15 protein-coding genes are annotated in these 16,428 nt (G+C 73.1%); 7 read left to right on the forward strand and 8 right to left on the reverse strand.

Features of this window, described 5'->3' with window-relative positions; translation table 11 throughout:
- Nucleotides 1-10: 10 nt before the first annotated feature.
- Complete coding sequence (locus IH50_RS0112120) at nt 11-700, reverse strand: spermidine synthase (protein ID WP_030860316.1); 690 nt, start codon at nt 698-700, stop codon at nt 11-13.
- Between the two features lie 150 nt (nt 701-850).
- On the opposite strand from IH50_RS0112120, the gene lon reads away from it, so the two are divergent.
- Complete coding sequence (lon, locus tag IH50_RS0112125) at nt 851-3,265, forward strand: endopeptidase La (protein ID WP_030860318.1); 2,415 nt, start codon at nt 851-853, stop codon at nt 3,263-3,265.
- 146 nt (nt 3,266-3,411) lie between these two features.
- Here lon and IH50_RS0112130 read toward each other — a convergent pair whose 3' ends face one another.
- The gene (locus IH50_RS0112130; RefSeq protein WP_030860320.1) at nt 3,412-4,239 is read right to left on the reverse strand and encodes a lysozyme; all 828 of its coding nucleotides are present in this window, start codon (nt 4,237-4,239) and stop codon (nt 3,412-3,414) included.
- A 262-nt stretch (nt 4,240-4,501) separates the two neighbouring features.
- Between IH50_RS0112130 and IH50_RS0112135 the strand changes: the two genes are divergently transcribed.
- Nucleotides 4,502-4,996 (forward strand): MarR family winged helix-turn-helix transcriptional regulator, encoded by a 495-nt coding sequence (locus IH50_RS0112135; RefSeq protein ID WP_030860322.1) that lies wholly within the window; start codon nt 4,502-4,504, stop codon nt 4,994-4,996.
- A gap of 81 nt (nt 4,997-5,077) precedes the next feature.
- Here the strand turns inward: IH50_RS0112135 and IH50_RS0112140 are convergent, their stop codons facing one another.
- Entirely contained in the window at nt 5,078-5,872 is a 795-nt protein-coding gene (locus IH50_RS0112140; RefSeq protein ID WP_030860324.1) for a protein phosphatase 2C domain-containing protein, read from the reverse strand.
- Between the two features lie 395 nt (nt 5,873-6,267).
- Between IH50_RS0112140 and IH50_RS0112145 the strand changes: the two genes are divergently transcribed.
- The 5 genes from IH50_RS0112145 to IH50_RS0112165 are packed head-to-tail and all read left to right on the forward strand — an operon-like array spanning nt 6,268 to nt 12,465.
- Nucleotides 6,268-9,615 (forward strand): nitrate- and nitrite sensing domain-containing protein, encoded by a 3,348-nt coding sequence (locus tag IH50_RS0112145; protein WP_078913939.1) that lies wholly within the window; start codon nt 6,268-6,270, stop codon nt 9,613-9,615.
- Nucleotides 9,612-10,118 carry a roadblock/LC7 domain-containing protein gene (locus IH50_RS0112150; protein ID WP_030860327.1) on the forward strand — a complete coding sequence of 169 codons (507 nt, stop codon included), beginning with the start codon at nt 9,612-9,614 and terminating at the stop codon, nt 10,116-10,118. Before IH50_RS0112145 ends, IH50_RS0112150 begins: the two co-directional genes overlap by 4 nt.
- Nucleotides 10,115-10,534 (forward strand): DUF742 domain-containing protein, encoded by a 420-nt coding sequence (locus IH50_RS0112155; RefSeq protein WP_030860330.1) that lies wholly within the window; start codon nt 10,115-10,117, stop codon nt 10,532-10,534. Before IH50_RS0112150 ends, IH50_RS0112155 begins: the two co-directional genes overlap by 4 nt.
- Nucleotides 10,515-11,156: a GTP-binding protein gene (locus IH50_RS0112160; RefSeq protein ID WP_030860331.1), complete on the forward strand. Its 642-nt coding sequence runs from the start codon at nt 10,515-10,517 to the stop codon at nt 11,154-11,156. The genes IH50_RS0112155 and IH50_RS0112160 overlap by 20 nt, the downstream gene beginning before the upstream one ends.
- Nucleotides 11,157-11,202: 46 nt before the next feature.
- The gene (locus IH50_RS0112165; protein ID WP_030860333.1) at nt 11,203-12,465 is read left to right on the forward strand and encodes a styrene monooxygenase/indole monooxygenase family protein; all 1,263 of its coding nucleotides are present in this window, start codon (nt 11,203-11,205) and stop codon (nt 12,463-12,465) included.
- Here the strand turns inward: IH50_RS0112165 and IH50_RS0112170 are convergent.
- The 5 genes from IH50_RS0112170 to IH50_RS0112190 form a co-directional block, all read right to left on the reverse strand.
- Nucleotides 12,429-13,601 (reverse strand): C40 family peptidase, encoded by a 1,173-nt coding sequence (locus tag IH50_RS0112170; RefSeq protein WP_030860335.1) that lies wholly within the window; start codon nt 13,599-13,601, stop codon nt 12,429-12,431. The two genes, IH50_RS0112165 and IH50_RS0112170, sit on opposite strands and share 37 nt — an antisense overlap.
- A gap of 103 nt (nt 13,602-13,704) precedes the next feature.
- Complete coding sequence (locus tag IH50_RS0112175) at nt 13,705-14,019, reverse strand: hypothetical protein (protein ID WP_030860336.1); 315 nt, start codon at nt 14,017-14,019, stop codon at nt 13,705-13,707.
- A 28-nt stretch (nt 14,020-14,047) separates the two neighbouring features.
- Complete coding sequence (locus IH50_RS0112180) at nt 14,048-14,701, reverse strand: TetR/AcrR family transcriptional regulator (protein ID WP_030860338.1); 654 nt, start codon at nt 14,699-14,701, stop codon at nt 14,048-14,050.
- Between the two features lie 155 nt (nt 14,702-14,856).
- On the reverse strand, nt 14,857-15,795 hold the full coding sequence (locus tag IH50_RS0112185) for an AurF N-oxygenase family protein (RefSeq protein WP_030860340.1): 939 nt from the start codon (nt 15,793-15,795) through the stop codon (nt 14,857-14,859).
- A 113-nt stretch (nt 15,796-15,908) separates the two neighbouring features.
- Complete coding sequence (locus IH50_RS0112190; RefSeq protein ID WP_030860342.1) at nt 15,909-16,412, reverse strand: DUF3291 domain-containing protein; 504 nt, start codon at nt 16,410-16,412, stop codon at nt 15,909-15,911.
- Nucleotides 16,413-16,428 lie beyond the last annotated feature (16 nt).

Here is a 16,428-nt window from a genome sequence, read left to right on the forward strand (position 1 = left end):
CGCGGCTTTGCTATCCAGGGCGGACGCCGAGGTGCACGACGTCCGGAACGCCCCGGGCAACGGGGATCTCTTCGGTACGCACCTGCCGGAATCCGGCATTCCGCAAGGTTCCCTCGAATTCCGGGGACGGCTTCGCCGACCACACGGCGAGTACCCCGCCCGGCCTCAACACCCTTGCGCATGCGGCCAGTCCGGCCGCCGAATAGAGCCCGTCGTTGTCCTCGGTGACGGTCCAGTCGGGCCCGTTGTCGATGTCGAGGCAGAGCGCGTCGAACGTGTCCGATGTCTCATCGAGGTAACGGACGAGGTCCGCCTCGACGATCTCCGTGCGCGGATCGGCGAGGGCCCGCGCGGAGAGCCCGGACAGCGGTCCCGCGCGGTGCCACTCGATGATCGCCGGCTCGCGCTCCACCACGGCGATCCGTCCCCACCGGGGCTGCCCGGCGGCGTGTGCGAGCGAGAAGCCCACCCCGAGGCCGCCGATCAGGACGTGCGGCTCCGTCGCGCGCGCGTCGAGGGCGGCCAGGGCGGCGTCGACGAGCCGCCGCTCCGAACGGCCGTCGGAGGTGTCCATCAGGAAGCAGCCGTTGGCGATGATCTGCAGCAGGTCACCGTGCCTGCGCAGCACGACCTCGCCGTACGGGCCCTCGCGGCGGTCCAGGACTTCGGGGGCATCGGGAATGTCGTACGGGGTGGACATGCGTTCATCCTGGCAGCTTCGTTTTCCCGGCGTTCATGGCTTGGGCACTCGCGGACGATGATCGCTCAGAGCGAACAGCCCTCTGGGAACATTCGGCGGCTCACATGCATTGAGTCGGCATAGCTCAACTTGACTGCCGAAGGGGAGATCATGGCTGCTGAGTCCACACCGCTCGCCCTGCCCGTGCTGCCGCTCGACGACGAGGTCGTCCTGCCCGGGATGGTGGTTCCGCTGGACCTGAGTGATGCCGAGGTGCGCGCCGCGGTGGAGGCCGCCCAGGCCGCCGCCCGCGACGAACCGGGCAAGCCCCGGGTGCTCCTGGTGCCACGCGTCGACGGGACCTACGCCGGCACCGGTGTGCTGGGCACGGTCGAGCAGGTCGGCCGGCTGGCCGACGGCGATCCCGGCGCACTGATCCGCGGCCGGGGCCGCGTACGCATCGGCGCCGGTACGACCGGGCCGGGCGCGGCGCTGTGGGTGGAGGGCACGCGCATCGACGAGACCGTGCCCGAGCCGCTGCCGGGACACGTGAGCGAACTCGTCAAGGAGTACAAGGCGCTCGCCACCGCCTGGCTGCGCAAGCGCGGCGCCTGGCAGGTCGTCGACCGGGTCCAGGCCATCGACGACGTCTCCGCGCTCGCCGACAACTCCGGCTACTCGCCGTTCCTGACCACCGAACAGAAGACCGCCCTGCTGGAGACCACCGACCCGGTGGCCCGGCTCAAGCTCGCCACCCAGCAGCTGCGCGACCACCTCGCCGAGCAGGACGTCGCCGAGACCATCGCCAAGGACGTCCAGGAGGGCGTCGACAAGCAGCAGCGCGAGTTCCTGCTGCGCCGCCAGCTCGAAGCGGTCCGCAAGGAGCTGCGCGAGCTCAACGGCGAGAAGGAGGGCGAGGAGTCCGACGACTACCGGGCCCGCGTCGAGGCCGCCGATCTCCCCGAGAAGGTCCGTGAGGCCGCGCTCAAGGAGGTCGACAAGCTGGAGCGCGCCTCCGACCAGTCGCCCGAGGGCTCCTGGATCCGCACCTGGCTCGACACGGTCCTGGAGATGCCGTGGAGCGAGCGCACCGAGGACGCCTACGACATCCAGGGCGCCCGCGCCGTACTGGACGCCGAGCACGCGGGCCTGCAGGACGTGAAGGAGCGGATCACCGAGTACCTGGCGGTGCGCAAGCGGCGCAACGACCGGGGGCTCGGCGTCGTCGGCGGCCGGCGCGGCGGTGCCGTGCTCGCCCTGGTCGGCCCGCCCGGCGTCGGCAAGACCTCCCTCGGCGAGTCCGTCGCCCACGCGATGGGCCGCAAGTTCGTGCGCGTCGCCCTCGGCGGCGTCCGCGACGAGGCCGAGATCCGCGGCCACCGCCGTACCTACGTCGGCGCGCTGCCCGGCCGGATCGTGCGGGCGATCAAGGAGGCCGGGTCGATGAACCCGGTCGTCCTCCTCGACGAGATCGACAAGGTGGGCTCCGACTTCCGCGGCGACCCGGCCGCGGCGCTGCTCGAGGTCCTCGACCCGGCGCAGAACCACACCTTCCGGGACCACTACCTGGAGGTCGAGCTCGACCTGTCCGACGTGGTGTTCCTCGCCACGGCCAACGTCCTGGAGGCCATCCCGGAGGCCCTGCTCGACCGCATGGAGCTGGTCCGCCTCGACGGCTACACCGAGGACGAGAAGGTCGTCATCGCCCGCGACCACCTGCTCCCGCGCCAGCGCGAGCGCGCCGGACTGGACGGGGACGAGGTGACGATCGACGAGGGCGCGCTGCGCAAGCTGGCCGGCGAGTACACGCGCGAGGCGGGCGTACGTACCCTGGAGCGGTCCATCGCGCGGCTGCTGCGCAAGATCGCCGCCCAGCACGAACTGGGGGAGCGGAAGCTTCCCTTCACCGTGACCGACGGCGACCTGCGGGACCTGATCGGCCGTCCGCACCACGTGCCCGAGTCCGCCCAGGACCCGGCCGAGCGCCGTACCGCCGTCCCCGGTGTCGCCACCGGCCTCGCGGTGACCGGCGCCGGCGGTGACGTCCTCTACGTGGAGGCGTCCCTGGCCGACCCGGAGACGGGCGCGGCGGGGCTCACCCTGACCGGCCAGCTCGGTGACGTGATGAAGGAGTCCGCGCAGATCGCGCTGAGCTTCCTGCGCAGTCACGGCGCCGAGCTGGAGCTCCCGGTGGGCGACCTGAAGGACCGTGGCGTGCACATCCACTTCCCGGCGGGCGCGGTCCCCAAGGACGGCCCGAGCGCGGGCATCACGATGACCACGGCCCTGGCCTCGCTGCTCTCCGGCCGGCTGGTCCGCACCGACGTGGCGATGACCGGCGAGGTCTCGCTGACCGGGCGGGTGCTGCCGATCGGCGGGGTGAAGCAGAAGCTGCTCGCCGCGCACCGGGCCGGCGTCACCACCGTGATCATCCCCAAGCGCAACGAGCCCGATCTGGACGACGTCCCGGCGGAGGTGCTGGACAGGCTCGACGTCCACGCCGTCACCGACGTCCGCCAGGTCCTGGAGCTGGCGCTGTCCCCGGCGACGAACGGGGCGGCGCCGGAGGTTCCGGTCGCAGCGTGACGGACGCGGCCGGATGAGGGAAGGCCCGGGTCCCGTGAGGGAGGCCCGGGCCTTCGCCACGCCCGGCCGCCGCCGGCACATCCATGAACCGCTCCCCTCGGCGTCCCGCCGCCGGCTTCCGTGCCGCCCGGCGGGGACCGGCCGGGTCAGCCCAGCGCGAAGGTCCGCACCCGGTCCAGGGTGCCGTTGAAGAGGTCGTGGTCCCCGACGGTCGGGCCGGTCGAGGTGTACTGCCACATCGTGTACGTGCTCCAGCCCGCGGGCAGCTCGCCCACGGTGGAGGCGTACCGGGCGATCCACAGCGGGGTGGTGGCGCCGAAGCCGGCGTAGTCGCCGGTGCACTGCTTCCACCAGCTGGTCGCCGTGTAGAGGACGGCGTTCCGGCCGGTGCGGTACCGGTACTGGTCCAGGAAGTCGCGGATCCAGCTCACCATCGCGCTCTGCGACTTGCCGTAGCAGGCGTCGCCGTACGGGTTCCACTCGATGTCGAGCACGCCCGGCAGGGTCCGCCCGTCCGCCGACCAGTCGCCGCCGCGGTCGACGAAGTAGTCGGCCTGGGCGGCGCCGCTCGCCGTGTCGGGCGTGCCGAAGTGGTAGGCGCCGCGGACCATGCCGACGTCGTAGGAGCCGCCGTACTGCTGCGCGTGGTACGGGTTGGTGTAGTACGTCCCCTCCGTGGCCTTGGCGTAGGCCCAGCGGACCCCGCTGTTCCACAGGGTCGTCCAGGCGACGTCGCCCTGGTGGCTGGAGACGTCCACCCCCTCCGTCCGGGTGGAACGGCCGGTGGGCAGGCCGCCGCCGCCGTCGTCGTGGGCGGCGACGCCCATGCCCATGCGGGCGGAGCCGCGCGGAGGCACGGTGGGGGCGGATCCGGCCGCGGCGGCCGGGTGGGGGAGGGAGACCACCGCGAGCAGGACCGCGCCGGCGGTCGCGAGCGCGCGTATGCGGTGGAGGCCGGATCTGTGTACGGGCATGACGCATCTCCGAAAGGTCGGTGTGGGGCGGACCCGGAATGTGGACCACGTCCTGTGTGGTGGGCATGCCGCGCGATCGCCCGGTGAGGAAACCGCGCACGTGGACCACGACGGGCACGGGGCGTCCTCCCCGCTGTCCGAACGAGGCGGGAGGCGGCCCCGGCCGTCATTGGTCCACGCCTGCGAAATACTGGTGGAGCCGCGGCGACGTCGCCACTTGGCGGGAAACTCGTCGGACCGGAAAACCGAAGCAGGGGCAGACGTGCACGAACAAGGACACCGCGGCGAAGAGCGCGCCGCCTCCCCGGAGCCCGCACCGGGTGTGGACCAGCCGGGATTCCTGGCGCTGGAACGCGAGTTGACCGTGCTGCTGCGACGCGCCCGGGCCAGCCAGGGGGAGATGGCCCGCGCGGTCCATCCCGACCTGGAGCCGTCCGCGTACGGGCTGCTGGTCCGTCTGGATGAGTGCGGCCGGCAGCGGGCCACCGAGCTCGCCGCCTACATCGGCGTCGGCAAGGCGACGATGTCGCGTCAGCTGCGCGCGCTGGAACAGCTCGGCCTCGTCGCCCGCGAGCCGGACCCCGCCGACGGCCGCGCCTGGCTGATCGCCCTCACACGGGAGGGCCACGAACGGGTCCGCAGGGTCCGCGAGGCCCGCCGCGCACGCTACGCCGGCCGGCTCGCCGACTGGGACCCCGCCGAGGTCACGGAACTCGCCCGGCTGCTGAACCAGCTCAACCGGGGCATGGAGAAGTGACCCCGTACGGGCTGCCGCCGACGGGGTGACAGTTCGGCGTACGCCACCCCCGACGGGGCGACAGCTCGGCGCGCCCCACCGCTAACGGGGTGACAGCTCGGCGTACACCACCGTCGCGTCGTCGTGCGTCTTGCCGCGGCGCGGCGGCAGCCGGTCCGCGTCCGCCCGTTCCAGGGTCCGTACGCGCTCCACCAGGGAGCGGGCTCCCTCCTCGCGCACCAGGGCGAGGCAGTCCGCCCAGTCGCCCTCGTGGAACCTCTCCACCCAGCGCGCCGCACCGTCCGTCAGGGCGGCCAGGGCGCGCACCCCGTCGCGCGGCAGCGAACCGGTGACCGCGCGGGAGGCCACCGAGGGATCCGCCGCCGCGGTGAAGAAGCCGCCCTCCTTGTTGCGCAGCGTGGTGTCCACCAGGGTGTGGGAGGCCAGCGCCGAGCGGGGCAGCCGGTCCAGCCGGTCGTCCAGGAACGGGGTGACCGTCCCGTCGGGGGACTCGACGAGCAGGGCCGAGTCGGACAGCACCAGGTAGTCCACCGAGGCCGGTGACCAGCGGGCCAGCACCACGGTCGCCTGCGGCGTACGGGGGTGAGAAAGGTCACAGGTTGCCGCGTGGCCGGCGGCGGTACGCGCGAGGGCCCGGGACAGCAGCTCGGCCAGGGGCACATCCGGGAGGGAAACGGTCAGTTCGGTCAGCGCCCCGCCCAGCCGCGCGGTGAACCAGGGCACGGAATGCAGACATCCGCCGCCGTCCCCCGGTGGCGTGACCCCGTCCAGCACCACGAGCGAACCGCCCTGTCCGGAGGCCGGAAGGCCGACGCTCGCGAAGTCCTCGTTGGGGCGGCCGGGGTCACCGGGCTCCGAGACAAGCTCCGTACGCATTCCGTCAGTCTGCACGACCCCTTCACCAGGGCCGCGAAAGGCCCTCACCGGTCGCCGGATCCCCGCAGCCACGCAGGTCAGGCGCCTGGTTTGGGAGGGAATACAGTGCTCCGGGAAGACGTGGCGGCGAATATTGCCACCGCCCGTCGCAGACGTCCAACCGGCGTGCCGCGCGGGGCCGCTGCGGCAGCCGGCGGAACTTGCCCCTCAACTCACCTCCGGGGTTCACTCCTTCGAGTGGCGGGTCAGGTGATGCGCATCCACTGTCCACGCTCACTGGGAGGGTCGGGGAGCGATGGGGGCGCCTCGCTGTCCGAGCGCGGTCAAGAGCTCGGGGTGAACGCCCGCACCCGTTGACGGAGCGTCACCCGGACCCACGGGTACACGAGTCAGGAATGCGAGCACCGGTGCAGAAGTCGCGGCCTCGTCGCACAGGCAAGCAGACGGCCCCCACGGGGGACGCGGAGCGGAAGCCCACCGTCGGCAGGGGTCGCCCCACCCATGTACGCAACCGGCTCATCGTCGCCGTGGCCGTGGTGGCCGCCGCGATCGCCGCGGCCGGGGCACCCGCCGTGCTCACGGCCTCCGGGCAGCTCAAGGACTCACAGGACCTGGTGACGCTCGCCGAGCAGACCCAGGACGCCCTCACCCTGGCGCACTCCCTCGCCGACGAGCGCGACGAGGTCGTCCCCTACATCGCGGCCGGCCGCCCCAAGTCCAAGGCGCCCTCCGAGGAGCACAGCGCCCGCGTCGACCGGCAGGCCGAGGAGCTGCGCACCGACGCCGACATGCCACGGGAGCTGCGCGACGGCCTCGACGCCGTCGCCACCGTGCGCAGAGCGGCGCTCACGGGCAAGAGCAGCGCCCTCGAAGCGCATCAGGCGTACTCCACCGCCATCACCCTGCTGCACCGGCTCGCCGAACAGCTCGCGGAGCAGACCCCGCCCCGCGCCGGCTCGGGCGCCTACGCGCTCGCCGAACTGGACTCCGCCGTCCAGCAGGCCGCCGCCACCCGCGGGCTGCTGCTCGCCGCGCTGAACGTGCCGGCCACCACCGAGACCGTGATCGACCCGATCACCGGCCTGCCGTCCACCGTCACCGGCTCCTCGGACGCCGACACGAAGCGGCGCGACGCGCTGACCGCCGCCGCGCTCCAGGCCCGGCTGCGCTCCGACGCGGCCCTCGCCGACTTCCACGAGACCGCGCCCGAGAGCGCCCGCGGCTCCTACGACTCCACGGTCACCGGACCCGAGGTCGAGACCGCGGAGAAGTACCTGGCCCGCCTCACCGACGAGCCCATCCTCTCCGACGACGATCTCGACACCAGCGTCAAGAAGCTGCGGGACGCGCTCACCGCGCGGATCGACACGATGCGCGGCGTCGAGTCCGCGCTCTTCGACCAGCGCACCAAGGACCTCGCGCAGCTCCGCGACGACGACGTCACCGCGCTGGAGATCCGGATCGCCGCCCTCGGCGCCCTGATGCTGCTCACGATCGGCATCGCCACGGCGATGGCCCGCACCCTGACGCGCCCGCTGTCGGTGCTGCGCCGGGGCTCCGCCCGCCTCGCCGAGGCGGAGGACCCCACCGGCCAGGAGCCGGTCGCCTTCACCGGCCGCAACGACGAGTTCGCCCAGGTCGTCCGCTCCGTCAACGTCCTGCACGCGCGCGCCGCCGCCCTCGCCGAGCGGGTCGCCACCCTGGAGGCCGACCGCAAGCACCTCGTGGGCCAGCGGCAGAAGATGGCCGACGCCCGCGAGGAACTGCGCACCGAACTCGCCGAGTCCGCCGCCCACCTGGAGCGGCTGCGCGCCGGCATCGGCGGTACGTTCGTCAACCTCGCCCTGCGCACCCTCGGACTGGTCGAGCGCCAGCTCGGCGTCATCGAGGGGCTGGAGGAGCGCGAGGACGACCCGGACCGGCTGGCCACCCTGTTCAAGCTCGACCACTTCGCCACGGTGATGCGCCGGCACAGCGAGAACCTCCTGGTCCTCGCCGGCACCGAGCACGGCCGGCACACGGCCGGCCCGGTTCCGCTGGTGGACGTCGTACGGGCCGCGGTCAGCGAGATCGAGCGGTACGAGCGGGTCCGGATCGCCGCGCTGCCGCCGCACGCGCACATCGCCGGGTTCGCCGCGGACGACCTGTCCCACCTGCTGGCCGAGCTCCTGGAGAACGCCACCTCGTTCTCCCCGCCCGACCTGCCCGTCGAGGTCTCCGGCTGGCTGCTGGAGAGCGGCGAGGTCATGCTCTCCGTCCAGGACGAGGGCATCGGCATGACCGGGGAGCGGCTGGAGCGGCTCAACGCCCGGCTGTCCGACTTCGACCCGGAGGTCACGTACGACGCGGAGGCCGAGGACGGTCTCGGGCTCGGCCTGTACGTCGTGGCCCGGCTCGCCCACCGGCACGGGGTGCGGGTCAAGCTGCGCGAGCAGAAGCAGGGCGGCATCGCCGCGGTCGTCGTCCTCCCCGAGCCCCTGCTGGCGCCCGCCGCCCCCGGCGCGGTCCCCGCCTCCGTCACCGGCGCCACCGCCACGTACACCCTTCCGGGCGCCGACGCCGAGGCCAACTCCAACGTCCTCCGCGGCCGTACGGAGTCGGACGACCCGCTGGTCGCCCTGGCGGAGAAGGCGGTACGCCACCAGGGCGCGCCCGGCGACGGGACACCGGACGCACCGGCGGAGCCGTCGGCGGCGGAGGGGGCCTCGCCGGTTCCCGCGAAGACCCCCGCGGGGGGCTCGGCCGGGCAGTCCGCGCAGGCACCCGCGGAGGACGCCGTACCGGGTGGTGGGGAGTCGCCGGCGGCGGACGGCGTGGACGGATTCTCGCCGGTTCCCGCGGAGGACGCCCAGCCGGACGGTGACGACGGTCCGGCGGACGCCGGGACTCCTGCCGGGGAGGCGGAGGAGTCCGCGCCCGGCCGCGGGGACGAGTCCGTGAGCGGTCCCGCGGGGCACGAGGGCGGCGACGCGCCGGCCGAGCGGCCCGCCGAGGTCACGATGGAGCTGCTGATCCCGGTGCAGCCGGAAGCCGCCCGGGACCACGGCGCCGGCGCCGACCGCACGGCCGTCCCCGGCGCCCGGGGAGCCGAGGCCGGAACCGGACCTGCCGCCTCCGCCGAGCCCGAGCCCGGTACCGACGCCGTCGGCAGGGCGGAGGGCGAGAGCGTCCGCCCGGGGACGGGTCACACGGGCGGTGACGAGACAGCGGGCGCTGCCGCGCAGCCGTTCGCCGGGGGCGAGGACGACGCCGTCCGCCCGGGCGCCGGTCACGCGGCCGCGGACGAGGAGGCCCCGTCCGGTGCCGCGAGCCGGCCGGCCGGCGAGGACCCGGAGGACACCGCTCACCCGGTCGCGTCCCCCCGGAACACACCCGGCACGGACGCCGGGCCCGGGACCCACTCCGAAGCCGAAGCAGAAGCCGGCGGTGACACGGAGCACGCGCGTGCCGCCGACGGAGACGGGAACGAGGACGGAACCGAGGAACCGGTCACGGACAAGGGGCTGCCCAAGCGCACGCCCCGGATCACCGCGCCCGTCGCGGCCCCGCGCCCGCGTACCGGTTCCGTGGACGCCGAGGCCCTGCGCCGCCGGCTCGGCGGTTTCCGCCAGGGGGCGGACGCCGGACGCCGGGACGTCGAGGCGGAACTCGCCGAACGGACCGGTGGCCACCAGGCGCCGTCCGGCCCGGCCGTCACATCCGAAGAGACCACGGGGGGCACAGTCGAGGAGGCAAGCAGTTGACCGCGTCGCCCAGTACTGTCGGACTGAGCAGTGAGGCCCGCAACCTGCACTGGCTGTTGAGCAACCTCGTCGAGGAGGTGCCCGGCATCCTCTCCGTCGCGGTGGTCTCCTCCGACGGCCTGCTCCTGCTGTCGTCCGACGACTCCCGCAACACCGAGGCCCGCGACGCGCTGAGCGCGAGACGCACCGGCCCCCGCGGCTCCGCCGCCGACCTGGCCACCGTCGTCTCCGGCATCGGCAGCCTGACCGTCGGCGCCTCGAAGCTGATGGACTTCGGTCCGGTCAAGCACACGATGGTGGCGATGGACGAGGGCAGCCTGTTCGTGATGTCCATCAGTGACGGCTCCCTGCTCGGCGTGCACGGCTCCGCGGAGTGCGACATGAGCGTGGTGGCGTACCACATGGCCCTGTTCGTCGGCCGCGCCGGCCACGTCCTGACCCCCGAACTCCGCAGCGAGCTGCGCCAGTCCCTGGAGACCGAGTCCACCGGGAGCCGCCGATGAGCAAGCCCAGGAAGCAACTCCCGGTCCGCGGCGGCGACCGCAAACCCGCCCGGGTCCGCCCCTACTCGCTCACCGGCGGCCGCACCCGCTTCGGCCACGTCCTGCTCGTCGAGACGTTCGTCGGCGTCACCGCCGCGCTCGAAGCCGCCGAAGAACGCAAGGAACTGACGAAAGGCAACCTCACCTCCCGCGTGATGCCGGAGATGCGGGCCATCGTCGAACTGTGCCGCCGCATGCGGACGGTGGCCGAGATCGCCGCGCTGCTGAGGATGCCGCTCGGCGTGGTCCGCGTCCTCCTCAGCGACCTCGCGGACCAGGGAAAGATCCGTGTCTACGGAACGGGAACCGGCCACGGCACGGGCCGCCCGGACCGCGCGCTGCTGGAAAGGGTGCTGAGTGGACTCCGTCGTCTCTGACGTCGCGCACGGCGTCTCCCCGCTCACGGACGAGGGCGACGAGCCGCTGCTGCCCTGGCAGACGGACCGGACCCGCGCGCCCGTCGCCACGAAGATAGTGGTGGCGGGCGGGTTCGCCGTCGGCAAGACCACGCTGGTCACCTCCGTCTCGGAGATCACGCCCCTGCAGACCGAGGCGCTGATGACCGAGGCGAGCGAGGGGACCGACGACCTCACCGCCACGCCCGGCAAGCTGACCACCACCGTGGCCATGGACTTCGGCCGCATCACGCTCGACGACGACCTGGTGCTCTACCTGTTCGGCACACCGGGCCAGCAGCGGTTCTGGTTCATGTGGGACGACCTGGTGCGCGGCGCGATCGGCGCCGTCGTGATGGCCGACACCCGCCGCCTGAAGGACTGCTGGCCGGCGCTGGACTACTTCGAGAGCTGCGGACTGCCGTACGTCGTCGCGGTCAACCACTTCGACGGCAGTGAGCGGTTCGACGCCGAGGACGTGCGGGAGGCGTTGACGATCCCCGCACACATACCTGTCATGATCATGGACGCACGCCGCCGGATCTCGGTCATCGAGACCCTCCTGTCCCTCGTGGGCCACGCGCTCGACGAAACCCCCGAGTAACCACCCCGAGCCATCCTCGAGCAGCCCCTTTAGGAGCATCCCCCGTATGCGGAAGATACTCGTCGTCGGAGCCGGCCAGTCCGGCCTCCAGCTCGCCCTCGGCCTCCAGTCGCACGGGTACGAGGTCACCCTGATGTCCAACCGGACCGCGGACGAGATCCGCTCCGGACGGGTCATGTCGACGCAGTGCATGTTCCACACGGCACTCCAGCACGAGCGCGACCTCCAGCTGAACTTCTGGGAGTCCCAGGCCCCGAAGATCGAAGGACTCGGCGTCTCGGTGGCGGCCCCCGGCTCCTTCGACCCGGGCCCCTCGCAGCGCGCGATCGACTGGCTGGGACGGCTCGACGGGTTCGCGCAGTCGGTGGACCAGCGGGTGAAGATGGCCGGCTGGATGGAGACCTTCGCCCAGCGCGGCGGCCAGCTCGTCATCCACGGCGCGGCGGTCGGCGACCTCGACTACTTCTCCCGTACGTACGACCTGGTCCTCGTCTCGGCGGGCAAGGGCGAGCTCGTGCAGATGTTCGCCCGCGACCCGGAGCGCTCCCCGTACAGCGAGCCGCAGCGCGCCCTGGCCGTCTCCTACGTCCACGGCCTCGGCCCGCGTCCGGAGCACCCGGACACGGAGGCGGTCCGCTGCAACCTGGTCCCCGGCGTCGGCGAGATGTTCGTCATGCCGACCCTCACCACCTCGGGCCGCGCCGACATCCTGTTCTGGGAGGGCATACCCGGCGGCCCGCTGGACGCCTTCAAGGACGTCAAGGACCCCTCGGAACACCTCTCCCTGACCCTGGAACTCATGGAGAAGTTTCTCCCCTGGGAGTACGCGCGGGCCACCAAGGTCGAACTGACCGACGCCGGCGGCACCCTCGCCGGCCGCTACGCCCCCACCGTCCGCAACCCCATCGGCCGGCTGCCCTCCGGCGGACTCGTCCTCGGGGTCGCCGACGTGGTCGTCGCCAACGACCCGATCACCGGCCAGGGCTCCAACTCCGCCTCCAAGTGCGCCGCCTCCTACCTCGCCTCGATCCTGGAGCACGGCGACGAGGAGTTCGACGAAACCTGGATGCAGGCGACCTTCGACCGCTACTGGGACGTGGCCCGGCACGTCACCAAGTGGACGAACGCCATGCTCGCCCCGCCGCCGGAGCACATCCTGAACCTGATCGGCGCCGCCGGCCAGCTCCAGCCCGTCGCCGACCGCTTCGCCAACGGCTTCGACGACCCGGCCGACTTCGAGAACTTCTTCTACGACCCGAAGAAGACCGAGGGCTACCTCATGGAGGTCTCGGGCGCGTCCGGCGCGTGAGGTGAGCCGTACCCCTCGTCGGACCCCTCCGTCGCCCCCGCGGGGAGCTTCGGCGGCACGTACCGCCGTACGGGCTCCCCGTCCGGGTCGGGGCGTACGGCGCCCAGCACCGGGTTGGCCGCGATCGGGGAGACCTTGATCCGCGCGCCGGGGCGGGGCGCCTGCACCACCATGCCGTCGCCGAGGTAGAGGGCGACGTGCGTGGCCTCCGGGAAGTACACGACGAGGTCACCCGGCCGCAGCTCGTCCAGCGGCACCCGCTCCAGCCGCGCCCACTGCTCCTGGCTGGTCCGGGGGACCGGCGTCCCGGCGGCGGCCCACGCCTGGGAGGTCAGCCCCGAGCAGTCGTACGCGGCGGGCCCCTCCGCGCCCCACGCGTACGGTTTCCCGAGCTGCTCCACGGCGTACCGCACGGCCCGTTCGCCCGCCGCCGAGGGAGGAGTGCCGCCGCTGCCCAGCGCACCGGAGGCCACCAGCTCCTCCTGCGCCTCGGCCGTGCCGTCCCGCTCCAGCTCGGCCAGGGCGGCGAGCTGCTCGGCGGTGAGCGAGGCGAGGAGTTCCTCGACCGCGCGGAGCCGTTCACGGACCTCGTCCCGCTGCTTCCCGCGCCGCTCGGTGAGGGCGAGCCGGACGCCGAGGGCCTTGCGCGCCCGGCGGGCCAGCGCCTCGGCCTCCCGCTCGGCGCCGGTCAGCCGGCCCACCGTCTCCGCCCGCTCCCGCGCCAGCCGCCCGATCACATGCCCCTGCTCGAGCGCACGCTGCGGATCACGCGCCAGCAGCAGCCGTACGTAGGGGGAGAGGCCGGTGGCGCTCTGGTACTGCTGGCGGGCCAGCCGTCCGGCCGCGCCCCGGCTGTCGCGCAGGGAGAGCCGGGTGCGGGCGAGGGCGCGCTCCAGCCGCGCGGTCTCGGCGCGCTGTCTCCTCAGCCGTTCCTCGGTGGCGTTGTAGGTCTCGGTGGCCTTCTCGGCCTCCCGGTACAGGGCCTGAAGCTCCGTCAGCAGCCCGGCGACGGAACGCCCGTCGGAGCCGGCGCTGCCGCCGCCCGGTTCCGGGACGGCCGCCGCGGGCACGGGCGCGAGGACGGCCCCGGCCGCCAGTACCGCCGTACACACCAGACGCGGCAGCTTTCCTGACATTCCGTCACCTCCGGCGCGGGGCGGCCCGTCCGCTCCGCACCGCGAGCATCGGGCGGGTGTCCGCGGTCCGCTCGCCGAGTGTGCGCGGTTCGGCGCAACCCGGTCACCCGTCGGCGTCGTCCGGCTTGCCCTCCGGCGTGGCGTCCGGACCGGGCGCGGGCTTCGACCACGGCCACTTCCGGCCCTCGCCGGCCCGCCCCGTGGGGTCGTACAGGTACTTCCAGCCCCGCGTCAGCCCGGTCCGCGCGCTGTGCGCCCGGGGCACCCGCCGGTAGACCAGCACGGTGGGCGGGCCGCCGTCCGGGGCCGGGACGGGGATGCGGTACGTCTTCGGCGGATGCCCGGTGATGCCCAGCAGCACGGGCAGCACGCGCCCGTCCATGGGCCCGCCCTCGAAAGGGGTGTCTTCGCTCTTCACGCCCCCAGTGTCGGCGACGCGCGGGCCGTCAGAGGCCCGCGGCCAGCTCCCGCACCAGCGCGTCGGCCTGCGCGTCACGCCGCGCGGTCACCGTCAGCACCGCCACGAACTGCTCCACGAGCCAGTCCCGCAGTTCGTCCAGGGGCGGCTGTTTGCCCTCGTCGAGCCAGATCAGCGAGGCCGCCTCCACGGCGGTGATCCACATCCGGATCGTCATCCGGAGCCGGGGCCCGGGCTCGGCGACCCCGAGGTGACTGAGGATGTGCTCGGCCGCGGCCCGCCGTACGCCGTCCACGATGGCGGTCGTACGGGAGGTCTCCACGACGCTGCCGCCCTGGAGCAGCGCGCTGAACCCGGTGTCGTGCCGGTCGACGAAGGCGAGGTAGCGGTCGAGGGCGCGGGACAGCCGGGACAGCAGCGGGCCCTCGTGCGGTTCGTCGAAGCAGTGCCGCAGCTCGTCGGCGGCGGAGCGGAGGGCGGCCTCGTAGAGCTGCTGCTTGCCGCCCGGGAAGTACCGGTACACCAGGGGGCGTGACACGCCGGCCGCCTCCGCCACGTCGTCCAGGGAGACGTCCTCCGGGGCGCGGTGGGCGAAGAGGGAGAGCGCGGCCTCGAGCAACTGGCTGCGGCGCTCCTCGACGCTGAGCCGCCGGTAGGCGGGGGTGGGGGCCTGCGGGGTCATGCCCGCAGGGTATCCGCCCGCCTGCCCGCGCGAGCGGTTCCGACGACCGCCGCGGTCACCGTCCGGCCCCGTGCGGTAGGCCGATGCCGCCCCGGCCGTGCCCGGTGTGCGGCTTTGCCGTGTGGCCGTGAACCGGGCGGGGTGCGGGCACCCGGCTACGCGAGCAGCCCCGACGACCGCCACAGCTTCCGCCCGACTCCGCGCAGCACACCGATGTCGTCCAGGAAGTCCGTGAGCCGCTTCGAGCCCTGCTGCATCACCTCCCGGCGGTGGGCGCTCGCCCTGACCTGGGCGACGGCCGCGCGCCGGTCCAGGCCGACGTTCGTGTACACCTCGGGGTTCACGAAGGCCACCGAGAACACCCGGGCGAACTCCCCGGAGGTGACCCGGGTGAACTCCCGCGACCACTTCGGCGCGGTCACCATCTGGCGCCGCAGCTCCTCACGGGCGTACCGCACGTGCCGCGCCTCCTCGATCACGTGGATGCGCGTGACGCCCCGGATCAGCGGCTGGACCCGCTCGTCCGGGAAGGTCAGACGCTGCATCCAGTCCAGGACCTCCTCGCCGAGCAGGGTCGCGGTGAAGGAGCCGGGGGTGGTGGAGACCGTCTTGAAGAGCCGGCCGAGGTTCTGGTGGACGCGGCTCACCGGGTACCAGGGCGTGCCGCCGCGCGCGATCAGCCGGGCGAACATCTTGGAGTGCCGGCACTCGTCCTCGATCTCGGTGAGGGCGTAGCGCACGTGCGCGCTGGTGGCGGACTTGTCGTAGATGTGCCGGACCAGGAGCTGCATCAGGATCAGCTCGAACCAGATGCCGAGCGAGGCCAGCGCCGCCGCCTCGTGCCCCGAGAGCAGGAGGCGCTGCTCCTCGCTCATCCGCTTCCACATCGGGGTGCCGTACAGCGACACCAGCTCCGGCGGCCAGAACCACTTGCCCTCCTCGAAGGGCGCCTCCCAGTCCAGCTCCCTGTCCGGGTCGAAGGAGTGCTTCGCGGAGGACTCGAGCAGTCTCAGGGCCACCTGCTCCCGGTCCTTGAGCGTCCCGAGCGCGTCCCGCAGACCATCGATCGCGTCGGCTTCGGACAGGGTCGTCATGACGGTTCCACCTCGGGGCGTCTGGGGTTACCGGCGGGTCACCCCCTTATGAGACTGCCTGTCAGCAAGCCCGTCAATCCCTCGGGCGGGACTTGTCGTCGATGAATCCCCTCCTAGGCCGAGCAGCCCAGTCCCTCCGGTACCTCGCCCGTCACCGGTGCCGGCGACCCCGGCGGGAACGACGTGCGCAGGGTGAAGGCGTGCGGGGTCGGGCCGTTGGTGCGGAGGTGGAGGAGGCGGGATTCCGCCTCCGCGACCGTCGGGCGGTGGCCCGCCGGGACCCACCACAGCGCGACCATCGCCTCCTCGACCCGCTCGAACCACTCCCGCCGCCGCGCCAGCATCTCCCGGTGCCGGCCCTGGTACATGAACGCCGTCAGCGCGTCGGTGTTCCGCCACACGGACAGGTTGAGGATCAGCCAGGAGTCGCCGAAGACGGCGATGTCCGTCGCGTCGTTCCCCTCGCCCTTCAGACGCCAGACGAAGCCGTCCGCGGCCTCCGCGTCCGCGTTCACCGGGTCGAGACCGTCGACGAAGTCCTTCAACTGAGGGGAGTCCAGCGGAGCCTTGAGGCGGGCGATGTTCACCTGGGCGAGTTCGTACGCGGTATCGGTCATGTACCGAACGTTAGGT

It is taken from the genome of Streptomyces sp. NRRL S-37, assembly GCF_000721605.1.
Lineage (GTDB): Bacteria > Actinomycetota > Actinomycetes > Streptomycetales > Streptomycetaceae > Streptomyces.

What these genes read in the sequence shown, in the direction of transcription:
- IH50_RS0112185 (WP_030860340.1), bottom strand. Translation starts at nt 15,795, where the DNA reads ATGACGACCCTGTCCGAAGCCGACGCGATCGATGGTCTGCGGGACGCG.
- IH50_RS0112190 (WP_030860342.1), bottom strand. Translation starts at nt 16,412, where the DNA reads ATGACCGATACCGCGTACGAACTCGCCCAGGTGAACATCGCCCGCCTC.
- IH50_RS0112155 (WP_030860330.1), top strand. Translation starts at nt 10,115, where the DNA reads ATGAGCAAGCCCAGGAAGCAACTCCCGGTCCGCGGCGGCGACCGCAAA.
- IH50_RS0112180 (WP_030860338.1), bottom strand. Translation starts at nt 14,701, where the DNA reads ATGACCCCGCAGGCCCCCACCCCCGCCTACCGGCGGCTCAGCGTCGAG.
- lon (WP_030860318.1), top strand. Translation starts at nt 851, where the DNA reads ATGGCTGCTGAGTCCACACCGCTCGCCCTGCCCGTGCTGCCGCTCGAC.
- IH50_RS0112165 (WP_030860333.1), top strand. Translation starts at nt 11,203, where the DNA reads ATGCGGAAGATACTCGTCGTCGGAGCCGGCCAGTCCGGCCTCCAGCTC.
- IH50_RS0112140 (WP_030860324.1), bottom strand. Translation starts at nt 5,872, where the DNA reads ATGCGTACGGAGCTTGTCTCGGAGCCCGGTGACCCCGGCCGCCCCAAC.
- IH50_RS0112145 (WP_078913939.1), top strand. Translation starts at nt 6,268, where the DNA reads ATGCGAGCACCGGTGCAGAAGTCGCGGCCTCGTCGCACAGGCAAGCAG.
- IH50_RS0112130 (WP_030860320.1), bottom strand. Translation starts at nt 4,239, where the DNA reads ATGCCCGTACACAGATCCGGCCTCCACCGCATACGCGCGCTCGCGACC.
- IH50_RS0112120 (WP_030860316.1), bottom strand. Translation starts at nt 700, where the DNA reads ATGTCCACCCCGTACGACATTCCCGATGCCCCCGAAGTCCTGGACCGC.
- IH50_RS0112170 (WP_030860335.1), bottom strand. Translation starts at nt 13,601, where the DNA reads ATGTCAGGAAAGCTGCCGCGTCTGGTGTGTACGGCGGTACTGGCGGCC.